The sequence below is a fragment of the Hominiventricola sp. genome (assembly GCF_057604405.1).
Map to the genome: position 1 here is coordinate 1 of NZ_DBLYVB010000008.1, position 15,597 is coordinate 15,597.

The 15,597-nt window shown below is 41.6% G+C and carries 19 protein-coding genes and 1 pseudogene; 11 read left to right on the forward strand and 9 right to left on the reverse strand.

The window, feature by feature from the left end; all coding sequences use genetic code 11:
• Window positions 1-285 (reverse strand): HTH domain-containing protein (locus ACZMB2_RS06730; protein WP_487596102.1); only part of this gene is annotated, 285 nt, incomplete at its 3' end.
• Between the two features lie 483 nt (window positions 286-768).
• Here ACZMB2_RS06730 and ACZMB2_RS06735 point away from each other — a divergent pair.
• The gene (locus ACZMB2_RS06735) at window positions 769-1,005 is read left to right on the forward strand and encodes a DUF6061 family protein (RefSeq protein ID WP_487596103.1); all 237 of its coding nucleotides are present in this window, start codon (window positions 769-771) and stop codon (window positions 1,003-1,005) included.
• A 52-nt stretch (window positions 1,006-1,057) separates the two neighbouring features.
• Here the strand turns inward: ACZMB2_RS06735 and ACZMB2_RS06740 are convergent, their stop codons facing one another.
• From ACZMB2_RS06740 to ACZMB2_RS06760, 5 genes are all read right to left on the reverse strand, one after another.
• Entirely contained in the window at window positions 1,058-1,909 is an 852-nt protein-coding gene (locus ACZMB2_RS06740) for a histidinol-phosphatase HisJ family protein (protein ID WP_487596104.1), read from the reverse strand.
• A gap of 96 nt (window positions 1,910-2,005) precedes the next feature.
• Entirely contained in the window at window positions 2,006-2,374 is a 369-nt protein-coding gene (locus tag ACZMB2_RS06745; RefSeq protein ID WP_487596105.1) for a sugar O-acetyltransferase, read from the reverse strand.
• Complete coding sequence (locus ACZMB2_RS06750) at window positions 2,329-2,553, reverse strand: maltose acetyltransferase domain-containing protein (protein ID WP_308459570.1); 225 nt, start codon at window positions 2,551-2,553, stop codon at window positions 2,329-2,331. The genes ACZMB2_RS06745 and ACZMB2_RS06750 overlap by 46 nt, the downstream gene beginning before the upstream one ends.
• A 1-nt stretch (window position 2,554) precedes the next feature.
• On the reverse strand, window positions 2,555-3,184 hold the full coding sequence (locus ACZMB2_RS06755) for a sugar O-acetyltransferase (RefSeq protein WP_117690958.1): 630 nt from the start codon (window positions 3,182-3,184) through the stop codon (window positions 2,555-2,557).
• 3 nt (window positions 3,185-3,187) lie between these two features.
• Entirely contained in the window at window positions 3,188-4,531 is a 1,344-nt protein-coding gene (locus tag ACZMB2_RS06760; protein WP_487596106.1) for an MATE family efflux transporter, read from the reverse strand.
• Window positions 4,532-4,643: 112 nt separating this feature from the next.
• Between ACZMB2_RS06760 and ACZMB2_RS06765 the strand changes: the two genes are divergently transcribed.
• The 3 genes and pseudogenes from ACZMB2_RS06765 to ACZMB2_RS06775 form a co-directional block, all read left to right on the forward strand.
• The gene (locus ACZMB2_RS06765) at window positions 4,644-5,525 is read left to right on the forward strand and encodes a helix-turn-helix transcriptional regulator (RefSeq protein WP_118771061.1); all 882 of its coding nucleotides are present in this window, start codon (window positions 4,644-4,646) and stop codon (window positions 5,523-5,525) included.
• A 248-nt stretch (window positions 5,526-5,773) separates the two neighbouring features.
• The gene (locus ACZMB2_RS06770) at window positions 5,774-6,112 is read left to right on the forward strand and encodes an HNH endonuclease (protein WP_487596107.1); all 339 of its coding nucleotides are present in this window, start codon (window positions 5,774-5,776) and stop codon (window positions 6,110-6,112) included.
• A gap of 179 nt (window positions 6,113-6,291) precedes the next feature.
• Window positions 6,292-6,483: pseudogene (locus ACZMB2_RS06775) on the forward strand (recombinase family protein); the annotation flags it as partial.
• Here the strand turns inward: ACZMB2_RS06775 and ACZMB2_RS06780 are convergent.
• Complete coding sequence (locus ACZMB2_RS06780) at window positions 6,448-6,714, reverse strand: hypothetical protein (RefSeq protein WP_487596194.1); 267 nt, start codon at window positions 6,712-6,714, stop codon at window positions 6,448-6,450. The pseudogene ACZMB2_RS06775 and the gene ACZMB2_RS06780 overlap by 36 nt on opposite strands.
• Before the next feature lie 198 nt (window positions 6,715-6,912).
• Window positions 6,913-7,755: a 4Fe-4S binding protein gene (locus ACZMB2_RS06785; protein ID WP_487596108.1), complete on the reverse strand. Its 843-nt coding sequence runs from the start codon at window positions 7,753-7,755 to the stop codon at window positions 6,913-6,915.
• A 171-nt stretch (window positions 7,756-7,926) separates the two neighbouring features.
• Here ACZMB2_RS06785 and ACZMB2_RS06790 point away from each other — a divergent pair, with 171 nt between their 5' ends.
• Complete coding sequence (locus ACZMB2_RS06790) at window positions 7,927-8,142, forward strand: hypothetical protein (protein WP_487596109.1); 216 nt, start codon at window positions 7,927-7,929, stop codon at window positions 8,140-8,142.
• A 4-nt stretch (window positions 8,143-8,146) separates the two neighbouring features.
• On the forward strand, window positions 8,147-8,296 hold the full coding sequence (locus ACZMB2_RS06795; protein WP_487596110.1) for a hypothetical protein: 150 nt from the start codon (window positions 8,147-8,149) through the stop codon (window positions 8,294-8,296).
• On the opposite strand, the gene ACZMB2_RS06800 is transcribed toward ACZMB2_RS06795, so the two are convergent.
• A complete protein-coding gene (locus tag ACZMB2_RS06800) occupies window positions 8,275-9,168 on the reverse strand; it encodes a LysR family transcriptional regulator (RefSeq protein ID WP_487596111.1) in 894 nt (297 codons plus the stop codon). The two genes, ACZMB2_RS06795 and ACZMB2_RS06800, sit on opposite strands and share 22 nt — an antisense overlap.
• 248 nt (window positions 9,169-9,416) lie before the next feature.
• Here ACZMB2_RS06800 and ACZMB2_RS06805 point away from each other — a divergent pair, with 248 nt between their 5' ends.
• The 5 genes from ACZMB2_RS06805 to pflA are packed head-to-tail and all read left to right on the forward strand — an operon-like array spanning window position 9,417 to window position 15,302.
• Complete coding sequence (locus ACZMB2_RS06805) at window positions 9,417-10,682, forward strand: SLC13 family permease (RefSeq protein WP_487596112.1); 1,266 nt, start codon at window positions 9,417-9,419, stop codon at window positions 10,680-10,682.
• Between the two features lie 40 nt (window positions 10,683-10,722).
• Window positions 10,723-11,628: a L(+)-tartrate dehydratase subunit alpha gene (ttdA, locus tag ACZMB2_RS06810; RefSeq protein WP_308459564.1), complete on the forward strand. Its 906-nt coding sequence runs from the start codon at window positions 10,723-10,725 to the stop codon at window positions 11,626-11,628.
• A gap of 15 nt (window positions 11,629-11,643) precedes the next feature.
• Window positions 11,644-12,276 (forward strand): L(+)-tartrate dehydratase subunit beta, encoded by a 633-nt coding sequence (gene ttdB, locus ACZMB2_RS06815; protein WP_118771077.1) that lies wholly within the window; start codon window positions 11,644-11,646, stop codon window positions 12,274-12,276.
• 27 nt (window positions 12,277-12,303) lie between these two features.
• Window positions 12,304-14,580 carry a formate C-acetyltransferase gene (pflB, locus tag ACZMB2_RS06820; protein ID WP_487596113.1) on the forward strand — a complete coding sequence of 759 codons (2,277 nt, stop codon included), beginning with the start codon at window positions 12,304-12,306 and terminating at the stop codon, window positions 14,578-14,580.
• On the forward strand, window positions 14,580-15,302 hold the full coding sequence (gene pflA / locus ACZMB2_RS06825) for a pyruvate formate-lyase-activating protein (protein WP_487596114.1): 723 nt from the start codon (window positions 14,580-14,582) through the stop codon (window positions 15,300-15,302). Before pflB ends, pflA begins: the two co-directional genes overlap by 1 nt.
• Window positions 15,303-15,597 lie beyond the last annotated feature (295 nt).

Below are 15,597 nucleotides of genomic sequence, written 5' to 3' on the forward strand. Positions count from 1 at the left end.
GTTGCAGCCCTGTGCATAGGTGTTAAGATCTCGAAAACCATTTCCCTTTTTTACTTCATTTCCAATCATGGTTTTCAGACCATTTATTCTGGAATCCCCCAAGATATTTGGATCTATCCCAAGAGTCGAAACAATCTCACGTGGAAGCCTGCCCTTTGACAGTTCCTCCCAAAACAGTTTTTTAAATTCTGCCGAGAAATGTACAATGCTCGGTGATACATCCAACACATATTTGCTATTTCTCAGTGTGAGCATTTCTTGTTCTGTAAACTTTTTGTTTGCCATAATTTCCTCCAATTCATTTTTATTTTAATATCAATCTGAATCGGAGTCAAAAATCGATTTTGTCCAAAATAAAGGGGATCATCAGAACCATGTCCGAAGTTAAGGGTTCCCTGTAAACTCATTGTATAGATTTAAGGGTTTTCGTTAAAACTTACTGTCTAATGGTAAGGGTTTTAAAAACTCAAACTGTCTAATCTATAGGGTACATTTTATTAAGAAATTTAATAACTGTTATATCTTGTTGTTAAATTCTCCGCAAACCCTTGAAAACACTGAATTTATCACAGGTGAGCTTTCCCTTATTGTTTCCCTTGTGTTATATCGTCCCACCAGTGTTTACGAACTCTGATAAGGGAAAATACAAGGGCAAAAAAATTATATAAAATAGTATAACACAAAATAAAACTGACATGGTGAACTGATTGGAATGCTTCTTAATTTTTACAATTAATGATCGATTGAATCATAAGGAGATGGGATACGATGAGAACAATATTTGCAAAATACAATCCACAACGCAACAGCATTGATGTATATACCAGTGCTGGCTATATGCTCCGTATTGACTGTTGGAAAGCTGCGAAGGATTTAAAAACCACACCCGGATCAGACTGTGCATTGAACGCACTTGCCATTGATAAACCGCTGGAATATGCAAAATTATATCTTGATGGAAATTTACAGATGTGGGTAGATGCGGAAGATTCATCAGAATTATAAACCACAAGCAGCCTGTATACTTTGTCACATACAGGCTGCTTAATCAGATTCATTATAACTGATGATAAATCGGTTTCATTTTATCAAAAGTACAAAACTCTTTGAATCCCAGTGTCTTTAATTCCTGTTTTGTCTCATCAATAAATGTTCCCAAATGTTCCGGTTTGTGACTGTCACTTCCTATGGTGATTATAGTTCCACCTAACTCTCGATATAATTTCAAAATATCTCTTGATGGGGTAAGATCAGATAATCCATATCTGTGACTGGAAGTATTTACCTCAATTCCTTTTCCATCAGCAATTACTGTCTTTAAAATTTCAGTAAATATCGGCTTTAATTTTTCAAATGGATAAGTACCTGCTTTATCATATCTGGTGATTAGATCCATGTGCCCTAAAACACTGTAATTGTGATAATTTTGAACAAGATATAATAATTCCTCATAGTAGCGTTCGTTATATTCCTGCTGTGTCCTGTCACGTTGGAAATCCTGCGTCCAGAATTCTTTATCCTCTACTTCATGAACCGAAAGAATGATAAAATCAAATGGATATTTCGCATACAATTTTTCATATTGTTCTATGGTATGTACCTGCATACCAAATTCCATTCCCAGCTTTAGCGTAATCTTATCTCCGTACTGCGTTTTCATCTTCTGGTAAGTCTTATAATACAATGGATAATTAACATTGAGTATCGGCATATTTTCCAGTTCACCCGGTATTCCTTCCCGATATCTTATTTTTTCACCATCATCCCAGTCATTTTTCACCCCATAATCAACGTGATCTGTAAAACAGATTTCATCAAGTCCCATTACTATCGAGTCTCTTACAACCTGCTCCATCTGATATTCTGAGTCATCACTAAATTCCGTATGTACATGATAATCTGCCTTCATCGTTCTATTTTTCACTTCCGTTTCCTATCGTAGTTTACGTTCTTCTTCCAAATCCCCATCCTCGATCATACGATCTTTATAATAATAAATCTGATCCTACTCTCCAATTTCACGGATCACTTTACATAGATTTCCTGCTGCAACTGAATTAGCCGGAATGTCATGGACTACCACACTTCCGGCTCCAATCACACTGTTTTCACCTATATGAACGCCCGGACAAATTGTTGTACCAGCTCCGATCCAGCAGTTATCCTCAATTGTTACCGGATCTGTATACATATATTCCCTCATCTTTGGATTAACAGGATGCCCCACCGTAGCTATTGTAACTGCCGGACCAAACATTACTTTTTTGCCAATGATAATTTTCCCATCATCAACAAAGTTACAGTTAAAATTCAGGTAAGAGCCTTCCCCTATGGTAATATTAGTCCCATAGCAGCAGTAAAATGGCGGTTCCACCCACGCATTTGTTTTTTTCCTAAAAGTTCATTTAATGCCGTCATTCTTGCCTTTACATCATCAGGCATAGTAGAATTAAACTGAATCATTCTTTTCTTACAGTTTATCCGGTCTTCTGGAAGTCCTTCGCAATAATCTGTAAATAATTTTCCGGCTTCAGTACGTTCTCTCATGGTCATATTATTTTCCCTCCTGCACACATATCATGTTCCACGCTTCATCATCAATTTCTTCATCATGGAACAATTTTCTTTTGTCATTATCTGTTATTTTTCTGAGCACCCGGCATGGATTCCCTGTTGCAATCGACCAGTCTGGAATATCTTTCGTGACAACACTTCCAGCACCAATTACCACATTGTCTCCGATGTGTACACCTGGGCACACTACTGAATTTCCTCCCAGCCATACATTATCCCCGATGGTAACCTCTTTTCCATATTCAAAAGCAGAATTGCGCGTGTCTGGGTAAATTGGATGTCCTGCTGTATAAATAGCTACATTTGGTGCCATCTGACAGTTATCGCCGATTTTTACCTTTGCCACATCTATGATCGTGCAGTTATAATTTGCAAAAAAATTCTTCCCCACCTCAATGTGTGAGCCATAATCACAGTAAAAAGGCGGGTTAATACATGCACCTTCAGATTTTCCCAAAAGTTCTTTTACCATTTCTGCAATTCCATCAAAATCCGACCGGTCTGCAAAATTAAGTTTTTGCAGGATTTTTCTGCATTTAATCTGTTCTTCCATAACTGCTTCATCTGAAATATAAGCAAGCTGCATATCTCTTCTTTTTTTCATATCCATAATTTAATTCTCCGTTTCTGTTAAATTTTTTACCCATTTATATTGTCTGTAATGTTTAAATACCGCTGGAAGTTTTACCAACTCATCAAGATTTAAGACAAAATACACCATTAGTACCGGCAATTTCAAGACAAATGCCACAATGCATCCCAGCGGAACTGCAAAGCACCACATAGTAACCATATCACACTTTAAACCAAATTTTGTATCTCCTCCTGCCGGGAAAATACCACCTATTGTCATGGAATTGATTGATTTTCCTATTACATAATAGCTGCTCATAAACAGCATATACTTCAAATACCCACCTGCTATATCGGTCAGATTCGTAAAATGCAGAATAACCGGTGTCATGAGAAGAATCATTCCTCCGGTCAGAATCCCCGAAAATACCGCAATTTTACATAAAGTATTTCCACTTTTTCTTGCTTCGAATAAGTTTCCCTCGCCAAGCAGATTTCCAACGATAATACTCCCGCCATATCCAAAACCAGTACAAACACAGATCAGGAGATTTTTGGTTATATTTGCAATAGAATTAGCTGCGACAGCATCGGAACCAAGATGTCCAAGTATAACTGAATACATCGTAAATCCACCGCCCCAGACAAGTTCATTCAAAAGCACCGGATAAACATGTTTCCAGAATTTTGTGGTTATATTTATTTTTCGTTTTTTTATATCTGATATTCCCACCCAAAGCTCCTTTTTCAAGTGCAAAATATATATCGTGATAACCAGACCAATCCCATTTGCAATGACAGTAGCCAGTGCTGCACCCGCAATCTCCATTCTTGGAAATCCAAAATATCCATAAATGAGAACAGCATTTAGTGCAATATTAACACAGACAACGATTGTACTGATCATAGTGCATTTGCCTACATAACCACAATTTTTCAATATTCCCTGTAAAACCTGTAAAATGCCCGAAAACACATACGATAATCCAATCAGCTTCAGATACTTAACCCCATAATCAATCAATATAATATCATTTGTAAATAATCTCATAAGAGTTTCAGGAACAAATAATGTTGCAATAAAAAAGAAGCCAGAAACTGCTACTACATATTTCAAGACAAGTCCTGCTGATGTCCGTAATCCATCAAAGTCTTTTTTCCCATAATACTGTGCAACAAACATATTCTCCCCTATTGTAAGTGCTGTTAAAATCAAATTAAAAACAAAGGTGATCTGCGAAGCCAGTGAAACTGCTGACAGAGAATTCTGATTTAGCCCTCCCAGCATAAAAGCATCACATGCACTCACAAGTGCCAGCATAAACTGCTGTGCCGTAATAGGCAGGGCAAGTTTCAGAATCTTATTTCTGAATTTGTTTTCCATCTATATTTTATTTCCTTTCTGTGCACAATATAAAGATATACAAATTTTATTGATTTTTATACAAGAATCCGCCATAATAATATAACAAACGTTCGCAAAGGAGGGAATCTTGATGGAGGTATGCCCAAGCACTGTTTTAAATTCAGATGCATCGGAAAATGTTGCCTATAACAATCCAGACTTTCCTGCATATGTAAAAAAGGGACAGCTTTCAAGCTATCCTGATTTTCGTGCAGTCAGCCATTGGCATGACGATCTGGAATTTATTCTGATTTTAGATGGACAGATGTTTTATGATGTGAATGGTCAGAGGATTCCTTTGCAGACAGGCGAGGGGATTTTCGTAAACAGCCGCTGCTTTCATTATGGCTATTCCGATGCACATACAGAATGTCTCTTTATCTGTATTCTTTTATCCCCACTACTACTTTCTGTAAATACTTATTTTGTAGAAAATTGTTTAAATCCACTGCTACAGAATATTCATTTTCCTTATCAGAAACTGAATCCATCGATTCAGTGGCAGAATTCTATTCTTCATGACCTTGAAATGCTTTACGAAAAAAACATGGACAAAATACAACCGTTTTTTACTCTGGAAAAAACAGTTCATATTTTCCGATTACTTGCTGAAAATATGAACTATTTTCCTGACTATGATAAAGATACGGAAGACATTTTAGTTCTCACTGCAATGATTGGATATGTACAAAAAAATTATCCAAATAAAATTTTGTTGAAAGATATTTCTTCTTCTGGAAATTGCTGCAAGACAAAGTGTACTTCCCTTTTCCAGAAATATTTAAATACTTCCCCTATGGTCTATCTGAACCGTTATCGTCTGGAGAAATCTGTTTTTCTTCTTCGAAATACCACAATGTCTGTTACTGAGATAGCATATGCCTGTGGTTTTTCAAATAGCAGTTATTTCTGTGAACTTTTTCATAAGTATTATAATACAACGCCGGGCAAGTTTCGCACCAATAATAGATAAACACTATTCGTATTGTTTGACTTATAATCATAATGGATATTTTTTAATAAAGTCCCCGGTCTTCACGCCAGTCTTTCACATAGCATCTAACTCTGATATAGCCCCTTGAGATTTCTGCACGAACGTCCCATTGTTCCAGTGGGAGCCGTTCCACAAAAAATGCCAAAAACAAAAGGAAAGCCATCAATAAGTACACTGCTAATGGACGAGAGCTGATTCATAAAAATCTTGCTATCAATACCGACGCAATGTTATGGCTGATGCGTAATCCTGTTAAGGGCAGGTCGATTGAATATGCAGACAACAGAATATCACTATTTGCGGCTCAATATGGCAAATGTGCGGTCACTGGGCTTCCTATGGAAGTACATGACCTTCACTGTCACCATAAAGTGCCATCAAGCAAAGGTGGTACGGATGCATATGAAAATCTGATATTAGTCTCAAAAGCCGTTCATGTGATTACCCATGCAACGTCTGAAATCACAATCAGAGAATATCTGAACCCACTGCAATTAGATGATTCTAAACTTGCAAAACTTAACAAACTTCGAACTATGGCAGAAATGCCTGTAATCATTCTTTGATAATTATGCTGTTACGAAGTGTGTAAATCGTATATGAAAAACCCTGGCTGTTGAATTCGATGGAACGCCGTGTGCGGTAAAAGCTGCATGCACGGTGTGGAGCGGGGGAAAATCCGGAGATTATATCAAAGGATTACCTATCGCTATCAGGCGCAAAATCCCAGGGAATGAAACAGTTCATGGCTAACAACAGATATATAAAACCAAACAGTAATACAGACAGAAATGCAACATGGAGGGTTGGCATCTACTGCCGACTTTCCAAAGATGACGAACTGACCGGGGAGGGTGCCAGTATCTCCAACCAGAGGGACATTCTGGTGAATTATTGTCAGTCACAAGGATGGCAGGTGGTGGATGTGTTTCAGGATGGTCTCCAGTGCAACAGTTCGCTTCTCGTTTTTGAGGAACTTCGCCAGAAAAGTTGCGGAGAAGGTCGTGCCCACATTCGCAATCACATAAGCGATGATGCATTCCAGCAAGTCCACGTCACGGATCTTGTTCCGCTTCACAATGTCTTTGAGCTGGACAGAGTTGAACAGGTCATGAAGGTAGAGCTTGGAAGGAGCATCCTCGTAGCGGATGTTGGCAAGGTACGGCATACCGCCGGATAGTAGATACTTCTGAAAGTATTTCTTGTTGAATGCGAATAGCCTGGAATTTTAAGTCGATTTGAGTTGTTTGTTCCTGGAAACGGTCAATTCTCGGATTCTGAGAGTGATTCTGAGTGTTTATAAATTTTATCATATCACTCATTTTTATTCTCCCAAACCCCGATTTTATTTACATACTATTATTTTTTAATGCAGTGCTTTTGTTGGGCAGACCAGTGTACATTCGTAGCAGAGGATGCACTCCGTTCCATTTTTTCGTTTGCGGGTTTCCTTGTTGATCTCCACGTTCATGGGACAGACCCGCAGACATTTGCCGCAGTGGACACATTTACTCTCGTCACAATGGACCCGCAGAAGGGAGAAATAGCTCATGGGCTTGAGAAACACCGTGATGGGGCAGAGATACTTGCAGAACGCGCGATTATCCTTGAAGGCGAATGCCAACACGATGCCAGCGATGTAGTAAAACACATTTCCAGCGAGAAACAGCCAGAACATGATTTTTTCCAGATGTGCGGTCTTCATCAAAAATAGCCCGGACACCAATGCCAGAGACAGAGCAAACATTATATAGCGCAGAACGCCCAGCTTTTCTTTCCGCGGTTTCTGAGGCTTTTTATAAGGCAGAAAATCCAGCAACATCGCCGTCCAGCAGGCGTAGCCGCACCAGCCGCGCCCAAACAACAGAGGTCCAAAGATTTTTGCAACCGCATAGTGGATCGTCGCCGCCTCAAATACGCCGAGGAACAGGTAGTACCAGAACCCTTCGATCTGCATATTTTCGCGAGAGATGACGCCGAGATACAGCAGCATATAGTTTCCTACTGCCAGTTGTACGAAATGGCGGGCATATCGTTTCCCGGCGGTAAAGAGCGCTGTTCCTATCCCAAGGCAAACTCCGATGTAGCTGAAATTCAGCAGATAGAACAGGTTGCCTTTTGCGAGCCATAGTGTGATTGCTACTGCTTCAAACAACAGAAACAGAAGGAGCGACACAACATATTTTGAAAATCTTCTACTATTTGTCATTTCCTTTCTTTCCTTTCCTTTTAAATAATAAAGATGATAAGTAAAATATGCAATCATGATTCTGTAAAATAATAATGAAACAGACCTCTTTAGCAACAAACCATTCTATGGTAATATAAATTCAGCTATAGATATTCTCATCTTCAAAAGGTAGAAAGGTGGAATTCTTTGATGATATATACAGTAAAACGGATTGATGAAGATTTAGATTTCGGTTGTGAAGAACGATTTGAAGACATGCCAGTCATGGCAATAGTGACTCTTATAAATTCTTCAAGAGAAGAAGTGATTGTAAAAGTAGAAGATGCCATGCTCTATGAACGTAACATCAATGAAGGTGATAAAGTTTGCTTTGGTGTAAATAATAAATTAGAAAAAATAGAATGAAAATATGGACAGAGCAGGCGGCGGAGATTCATTTGCGTCTGGATTAATTTATGGACTCATGACAACAGAGAATGCAGAAAATGGCTGCCTGGGGACAATTTGTCCCCAGGCAATTATGATGTCCGTCTTTTTCTATTCCCTGATCAACGGGTGATCTTTATAATATTTTCTTGTGAAATTCAAAAAAGTCTGCATATCATTACTGATATATTTTCCTTTTTTCCAAATCATACCGATTTTAATAAAGAGCGGCGGTTTTAATGGAAGCTGCACGATATCCGGAAATTTGTCTGTCATGCTGGAATAGAGAAAACATCCGCAGTTGTTATTTTTCAGAAACTGCAGAGTGGTATAAATCTGACTGTTGTGCATCAGAACATGAGGTGTAAAACCTTCCAGTTCAAACCGGATTTTCAGGAGCTGGTTCTGGACGGAGTCTCCGTTGAAGAAAATCAGGGGTATCTGTGCCATATCCTGAATCGTGGCTTCTTCTTTTCGGACTAAAGGATGTTCTTTGCTGACACAGAATACTACCTGGTCATTTGCTAACAGGGCATGATGGAATTTATCGATGTTATACTGCTCCATATTGACCAGTGCCAGATCCAGACTGTCGTTCTGGACGAGATTACAGGCACGAACGGAAGCGTATTCTTCCAGCATGACCGGCACATCCGGGTATTCCTTCTGAAATGCAGTCAGAAGTTCAGGAAAGAATACCGTACTGAGCATGGGAGGAATGCCGATTCGGATAGGAGGTTTGTTGCGGGATAATCCAAAACAGTCCGACTGGAGTTCTGTACAGTACTGCAGAATGTAATTGGCTTTCTCATAAAGGGTTTCACCTTCGCCGGTCAGAATTAACTGATTTCCTTTTCTATAAAAGAGACTGATTCCAAATTCTATCTCCAGATCACGAATGGCTGTGGAGACCGTCGGCTGGGTTACGTAGAGCTCTTCGGCGGCTTTTGTGATACTGTGACAGCGGCTTGCAGTGCAGAAATAACGCAGCTGATTCAAAGTCATGGTATCTGTCCTTCCTTTCTGATATTTCCTATTAATAAAATAACATATTTTTTTTCATTATCCTAGTAAAAATGTATAAAACGGGTATTTCAAATTTGACTTCATAAAAATTTTTTATATGGTCATATAATCTAACAATTTGTTTTTATGAATAATGGAAATTATAATGAACTTAACAAATGAAATGTGTAGGCCGACGCTTTTCAGAGAGGTATATTTATTTTTTACAGAGGGAAAGGGGATTATAAATGTCTCAAACAACTATTACTCTGCTGTTTCTTGCATTTGCAGTGATTAGCTTTATTCTCGAGAAAATTCCGCTGGGTCTGACCGCATCTATTTGTGCCATTGGTTTGACATTGACCGGAGTACTTGATGCACAGACAACCTTTGCACAGTATGTAAACAGCAATGTGATTCTCTGTGTTGGCATGTTTGTCGTAGGACAGGCACTGTTTGAAACAGGAATGGCAAATAAAATCGGAGGACTGGTTACTAAATTTGCCAAAACAGAAAAAATGTTAATTGTTGCGATTATGGTGATTGTAGGTATCATGTCCGGATTTTTATCCAATACCGGTACGGCAGCAGTTCTGATTCCGGTTGTCTGTGGAATCGCAGATGAGTCTGGTTATTCCAGAAGCCGCCTTCTGATGCCGCTGGTATTTGCAGCAGCACTTGGTGGAAATCTTTCCATTATCGGCGCACCGGGAAATCTCATGGGTGTGAATGCACTTCAGGAGATGGGATTATCCACCAGTTTCTTTATGTATGCTCCTGTAGGAGTTCCGATGCTGATCCTTGGAATTCTTTACTTTGCTTTTATTGGATATCGTTTCCTTCCGGATGGAAAGACTGCAGTGACAGAGGAAGTAGGAGAGCAGAAAGATTTCAGTAATGTACCGAAGTGGAAACAGGAAGTATCTCTGATTGTATTGATTCTTGTAATTTTAGCAATGATCTTTGAAAAAGAGATCGGTATCAGTATTCAGGTATCAGCCTGCATTGGAGCAATCATACTGGTGTTAACCGGAGTTATTTCTGAAAAAGAAGAATTGAAGTCCATTGACTTGAAAGTGGTTCTTCTGTTCGGTGGTTCTCTTGCTCTGGCAAAAGCACTGGATACGACAGGAGCAGGTGTCCTGGTTGCAGACAAGATTGTAGGCCTTCTGGGTGCAAATCCGAATCCTCTTATTCTGCTGTTGGTAATCTTCATTGTAACCTGTGCACTGACGAACTTCATGTCCAACACAGCAACGACGGCTCTGATGGTACCGATTGCTGTATCACTGGCAAACAGTCTGGGAGCGGATCCGCGAGCAGTTGTTATCGCAACCGTTATTGCAGGTTCCTGTGCATATGCGACTCCGATCGGCATGCCGGCGAACACTATGGTAGTAGGACTTGGCGGATATAAATTCAATGACTATGTAAAATCCGGATTACCACTGATTCTGGTATCCTTTGTAGTCTGCATGGTTCTCTTGCCGATCCTGTTCCCGTTCTATCCGTAAGCACGTTAATTTAATTCATAAATACCAGGAGGTAATAAAAATGACTAAGGAAAATGGAGTAAAACAGTTAACAGATATGGTAGCTGATTTCGTAGGCCATATCGGAAAAAAATTACCGGATGATGTAGTAAAGAAACTGGAGGAGCTTGGCTCTCAGGAAACTGCTGCACTTCCGAAGGTTCTCTATGAGACCATGACCAAAAACCAGGGTCTGGCTGTAGAACTCAACAGACCGAGCTGCCAGGATACCGGTGTTCTTCAGTTCTGGCTGAAATGCGGAACCAACTTCCCGTACATCAACGAGCTGGAAGGACTTCTGAAAGAGGCTGTTGTACAGGCTACTTTTGCAACTCCGTTAAGACACAACTCTGTAGAAACTTTTGATGAGTACAATACTAAGAAAAATGTTGGTAAAGGAACTCCGACCGTATGGTGGGATATCGTACCGAACAGTGACAAATGTGAGATCTATGCATATATGGCAGGCGGTGGATGTACGCTTCCGGGAAAAGCCATGGTTCTGATGCCGGGTGCAGGATATGAAGGAATCACTGATTTTGTACTGGATCAGATGACTACTTATGGACTGAATGCTTGTCCTCCGCTGCTGGTAGGTGTAGGTGTTGGTACCTCCGTAGAGACTGCAGCACTCAATTCCAAGAAAGCATTGATGCGTCCGATCGGATCTCACAATGACAATGCAAATGCAGCAAAGATGGAGAAACTTCTGGAAGACGGAATCAACAAAATTGGCCTTGGACCGCAGGGTATGGGCGGAAAATATTCCGTTATGGGCGTAAATATTGAGAATACCGCACGTCATCCGTCTACTATCGGTGTTGCCGTAAACGTAGGATGCTGGTCTCATCGTCGCGGACATCTGGTTGTAAATGCAGATTTGTCTGTAACCTGTGATACTCATTCCACCTGGAAATTCAATGCATAAGCGGAGGTAAGAATCATGATTGAAATTAGAGGAGATAAAAAAGTTCTCGTTACACCGGTAAGCGCAGAGGATCTGAAAGATATTAAAATCGGTGACATTGTATGGCTGGACGGCGATCTGATGACCTGCCGTGACGTGGCACACCGTCGTCTGGTAGAGTACGGAAGAGAGCTTCCGTATGACATCAAAGACAAAGCTATTTTCCATGCAGGCCCGATCGTTCGTAAGATCGAGGGAACCGAGGATGATTATGAAATGGTTTCCGTAGGACCGACCACTTCCATGCGTATGGAGAAATTTGAATATGAGTTTACAAAACTGACCGGTGTCAGAGTCATCGTCGGAAAAGGCGGAATGGGTCCGAATACAGAGCGTGCCTGCAAAGAGTTTGGCGCAATCCACTGTGTATTCCCGGCAGGCTGTGCAGTCGTTGCAGCTACAGAGGTAGTAAAGATCAAAGAGCATCACTGGGATGAGCTTGGTATGCCGGAGACTTTATGGTGCAACGAAGTCAAAGAATTTGGTCCGCTGATCGTATCTATCGATGCACAGGGACGTAACCTGTTCGAGGAGAACAAAGTAGCTTTCAATGAGAGAAAAGAAGAAGCAAAGAAAGCAATCTATCCGGAAGTAAAATTTATTAAATAATTCTGATAATATGGAGGAACACTGACAATGCCGATGACAAAACCGGGAAAATTTGACAGTCAGGGAGCCTGGGACGGTTTCCGTGGCGAAATGTGGCAGGAAGAGATCAATGTACGTGATTTCATCCAGAAAAACTACACCCCCTATGACGGAGACGAGTCCTTTTTAGCAGGACCGACCGAGTCTACCACGAAATTATGGAATGAAGTGCAGAAGCTTCAGAAAATGGAACGGGAAAAAGGCGGCGTACTGGAATGCGAGACAGAAGTTGTCTCCGGTCTGACCGCTTATGGCCCAGGTTACATCAACGAAGAGATGAAAGACCTGGAGCAGATCGTAGGACTGCAGACAGATAAGCCATTAAAGAGAGCATTTATGCCCTATGGCGGCATCAAAATGGCTACCAAGGCAGCAGAAACCTATGGTTATGAGATTAACCCGGAACTGAAAAAGATCTTCACGACGTATGTGACGACTCATAATGATGCGGTATTCGGAGCTTATACCCCGGAAATGCGTCTGGCAAGAAAGACCCATGTAGTAACCGGTCTGCCGGATACTTACGGACGTGGACGTATCGTCGGCGATTATCGTCGTGTAGCCCTCTATGGAATTGACCGTCTGATCGAAGCCAAGAAAGTGGCTCATTACCGTGCGGGCTGCGGAAATATGTATGATGATGTCATCCGCATGAGAGAAGAGATCAGCCAGCAGCTGAAAGCTCTGAACGAGATGAAAGAGATGGCGAAGATCTACGGTTATGATATTTCCAGACCGGCAAGAAATGCAAAAGAAGCAGTACAGTGGCTGTATTTTGGATATCTGGCAGCAGTAAAAACCCAGAACGGTGCAGCCATGTCCGTAGGACGTATCTCCACTTTCCTTGATATTTATATTCAGAGAGACCTTGAGAACGGTACCTTAACTGAGGCAGAGGCACAGGAGCTCATTGACCATATGACTATGAAGTTCCGCATGGTAAAATTTGCCCGCATTCCGGAGTATAATCAGCTCTTCTCAGGTGACCCGACCTGGGTTACCCTGGAAGTTGGTGGAACCAGTCTGGATGGAAGACATATGGTAACCAAGAACGATTACCGTTTCCTTCATACGCTGGAGAATATGGGACCGAGCCCGGAGCCGAACCTGACAGTACTGTACAGCCCGAGCCTTCCGAACAGCTTTAAGAAATACGCAGCAAAGATTTCTGTTGACACCAGCTCTATCCAGTATGAGAACGATGAAGTTATGAAACCGGAGTGGGGCGATGACTATTCCATCTGCTGCTGTGTATCTGCAACGAAAACTGGACAGGAGATTCAGCTGTTCGGAGCACGTGCAAACCTTGCGAAGACTCTGCTCTATGCATTCAACGGCGGTTTTGATGAAAAACACAGAATCCAGTGCGGACCGAAGATGGAGCGTATCACCTCCGAATATGCAGATTACGACGAAGTAATCGAGAAATTTGACTGGTGGATGGACTGGCTGGCTGACATTTATGTGAATGTGCTGAATCTGATCCATTACATGCATGATAAATATTATTATGAGGCTGCTGAGATGGCGCTCATCAATAATGACTGTGAGCGTTCTTTCGCAACCGGTATTGCAGGTTTCTCTCATGTAGTAGACTCTTTGAGTGCGATCAAATATGCAAAAGTAAAGATCATTCGTGATGAGGAAGGTATCACCAAAGACTTCGAGATCGAGGGAGATTTCCCGCGTTACGGTAATGATGATCCGAGAGCAGACGAGTTGGCAACCTGGTTATTAAGAACCTTCTTTGACAAGATCCGCCGTCGTCATACTTATCGTGATTCCAAACCGAGTACCTCTATTCTTACCATCACCTCCAACGTGGTATACGGAGAGGCTACCGGTGCAACACCGGACGGACGTAAAGCATTTACTTCCTTCGCTCCGGGAGCATCACCTTCCTATGGAGCAGAGCAGAATGGCCTTCTGGCATCCCTGAACTCTGTTGCAAAACTGCCGTATCACTGGGCACTGGACGGTATTTCCAATACCCAGACCATCAATCCGGATGCACTGGGACACAGTGAGAACGAGAGAGTGGAAAATCTGGTTCAGATTCTGGACGGATACTTTGAGCAGGATGCTCATCATCTGAATGTAAACGTATTCGGTACAGAGAAACTGATTGATGCCATGGAGCATCCGGAGAAGGAAGAGTATCAGAACTTTACCATCCGTGTATCCGGTTATGCGGTAAAATTCATTTCTCTGACAAAGAAACAGCAGCTGGATGTTATCGCACGTACCTGCCATAAGACACTGTAATGACAGGAAGAGTGCATTCAATTGAAAGCTTTGGACTGGTGGACGGACCGGGCGTACGCAGTATTGCTTTCATGCAGGGATGCAATCTGCGATGCCGGTACTGTCACAATCCGGATACCTGGGTAAAAACAGGAGGGACGGAATGGGAAGCAGAATCGTTATTTCGAAAATTATACCGTTTCAAACCTTACTGGAAAAAGAATGGCGGAATTACCGTTAGCGGTGGTGAAGCACTGCTCCAGATGGAATTTGTAACAGACCTCTTCTCCATCGGCAAAGAGCATCAGGTGCACACGGCCCTGGATACCAGTGGAGGTCCCTTCCGGACAGATCCGGATTATCTGGAATCCTTTCAGAAATTAATGGATGTCACAGACCTCTTCATCCTGGATATGAAAGAAATGGATCCCGGAAAGCACAAAGCACTGACCGGACAGGATAACCAGAATATTCTGGAACTTGCCAGATACCTGTCCGCACATGGAAAATCCATGTGGATCCGGCATGTACTTGTACCGGGTCTTACGGATTCAGAGGACGGACTGGAAGCGCTTCATGCCTTCCTTCAGGAATTAAAAGGCGTGGAACGGGTGGAGATTCTTCCCTATCATACGATGGGAGTCCACAAATGGGAAGCGCTCGGAATTCCGTATTCACTGACAGACGTTTTGCCTCCTACAAAAGAAGAAGTAAAACGTGCAGAGAAAATTTTGAATATTTAAGAAACCAGTTTACTGCCAATAAACAGGATAAAAGGCAACCGCTTATCATAGGCCAATTATGATAAGCGGTTGCTTTTTGCTCAACCGGAAGCTGCGAAACTGTTGATTACCATGCCGGCCACGATGAGTGCGATTCCGGAAAAGCCGATGATACTGGACAGTCTGTCCGCAGGAAGGGAGACCGTGTGAAGACAGTGCAAGGAAACAGATCACCAGCCAGGATCCAGCTCATGGGAAGCATGAATAAATACCGGAGACCTGCACTCCACATCCAGTATCCTCCGTAAATCATTTA

What these genes read in the sequence shown, in the direction of transcription:
- ACZMB2_RS06735 (WP_487596103.1), top strand. Translation starts at nt 769, where the DNA reads ATGAGAACAATATTTGCAAAATACAATCCACAACGCAACAGCATTGAT.
- ACZMB2_RS06740 (WP_487596104.1), bottom strand. Translation starts at nt 1,909, where the DNA reads ATGAAGGCAGATTATCATGTACATACGGAATTTAGTGATGACTCAGAA.
- ACZMB2_RS06750 (WP_308459570.1), bottom strand. Translation starts at nt 2,553, where the DNA reads ATGACCATGAGAGAACGTACTGAAGCCGGAAAATTATTTACAGATTAT.
- ACZMB2_RS06755 (WP_117690958.1), bottom strand. Translation starts at nt 3,184, where the DNA reads ATGGATATGAAAAAAAGAAGAGATATGCAGCTTGCTTATATTTCAGAT.
- ACZMB2_RS06760 (WP_487596106.1), bottom strand. Translation starts at nt 4,531, where the DNA reads ATGGAAAACAAATTCAGAAATAAGATTCTGAAACTTGCCCTGCCTATT.
- ACZMB2_RS06765 (WP_118771061.1), top strand. Translation starts at nt 4,644, where the DNA reads ATGGAGGTATGCCCAAGCACTGTTTTAAATTCAGATGCATCGGAAAAT.
- ACZMB2_RS06770 (WP_487596107.1), top strand. Translation starts at nt 5,774, where the DNA reads ATGTTATGGCTGATGCGTAATCCTGTTAAGGGCAGGTCGATTGAATAT.
- ACZMB2_RS06780 (WP_487596194.1), bottom strand. Translation starts at nt 6,714, where the DNA reads ATGCCGTACCTTGCCAACATCCGCTACGAGGATGCTCCTTCCAAGCTC.
- ACZMB2_RS06785 (WP_487596108.1), bottom strand. Translation starts at nt 7,755, where the DNA reads ATGACAAATAGTAGAAGATTTTCAAAATATGTTGTGTCGCTCCTTCTG.
- ACZMB2_RS06790 (WP_487596109.1), top strand. Translation starts at nt 7,927, where the DNA reads ATGATATATACAGTAAAACGGATTGATGAAGATTTAGATTTCGGTTGT.
- ACZMB2_RS06795 (WP_487596110.1), top strand. Translation starts at nt 8,147, where the DNA reads ATGGACAGAGCAGGCGGCGGAGATTCATTTGCGTCTGGATTAATTTAT.
- ACZMB2_RS06800 (WP_487596111.1), bottom strand. Translation starts at nt 9,168, where the DNA reads ATGACTTTGAATCAGCTGCGTTATTTCTGCACTGCAAGCCGCTGTCAC.
- ACZMB2_RS06805 (WP_487596112.1), top strand. Translation starts at nt 9,417, where the DNA reads ATGTCTCAAACAACTATTACTCTGCTGTTTCTTGCATTTGCAGTGATT.
- ttdA (WP_308459564.1), top strand. Translation starts at nt 10,723, where the DNA reads ATGACTAAGGAAAATGGAGTAAAACAGTTAACAGATATGGTAGCTGAT.
- ttdB (WP_118771077.1), top strand. Translation starts at nt 11,644, where the DNA reads ATGATTGAAATTAGAGGAGATAAAAAAGTTCTCGTTACACCGGTAAGC.
- pflB (WP_487596113.1), top strand. Translation starts at nt 12,304, where the DNA reads ATGCCGATGACAAAACCGGGAAAATTTGACAGTCAGGGAGCCTGGGAC.
- pflA (WP_487596114.1), top strand. Translation starts at nt 14,580, where the DNA reads ATGACAGGAAGAGTGCATTCAATTGAAAGCTTTGGACTGGTGGACGGA.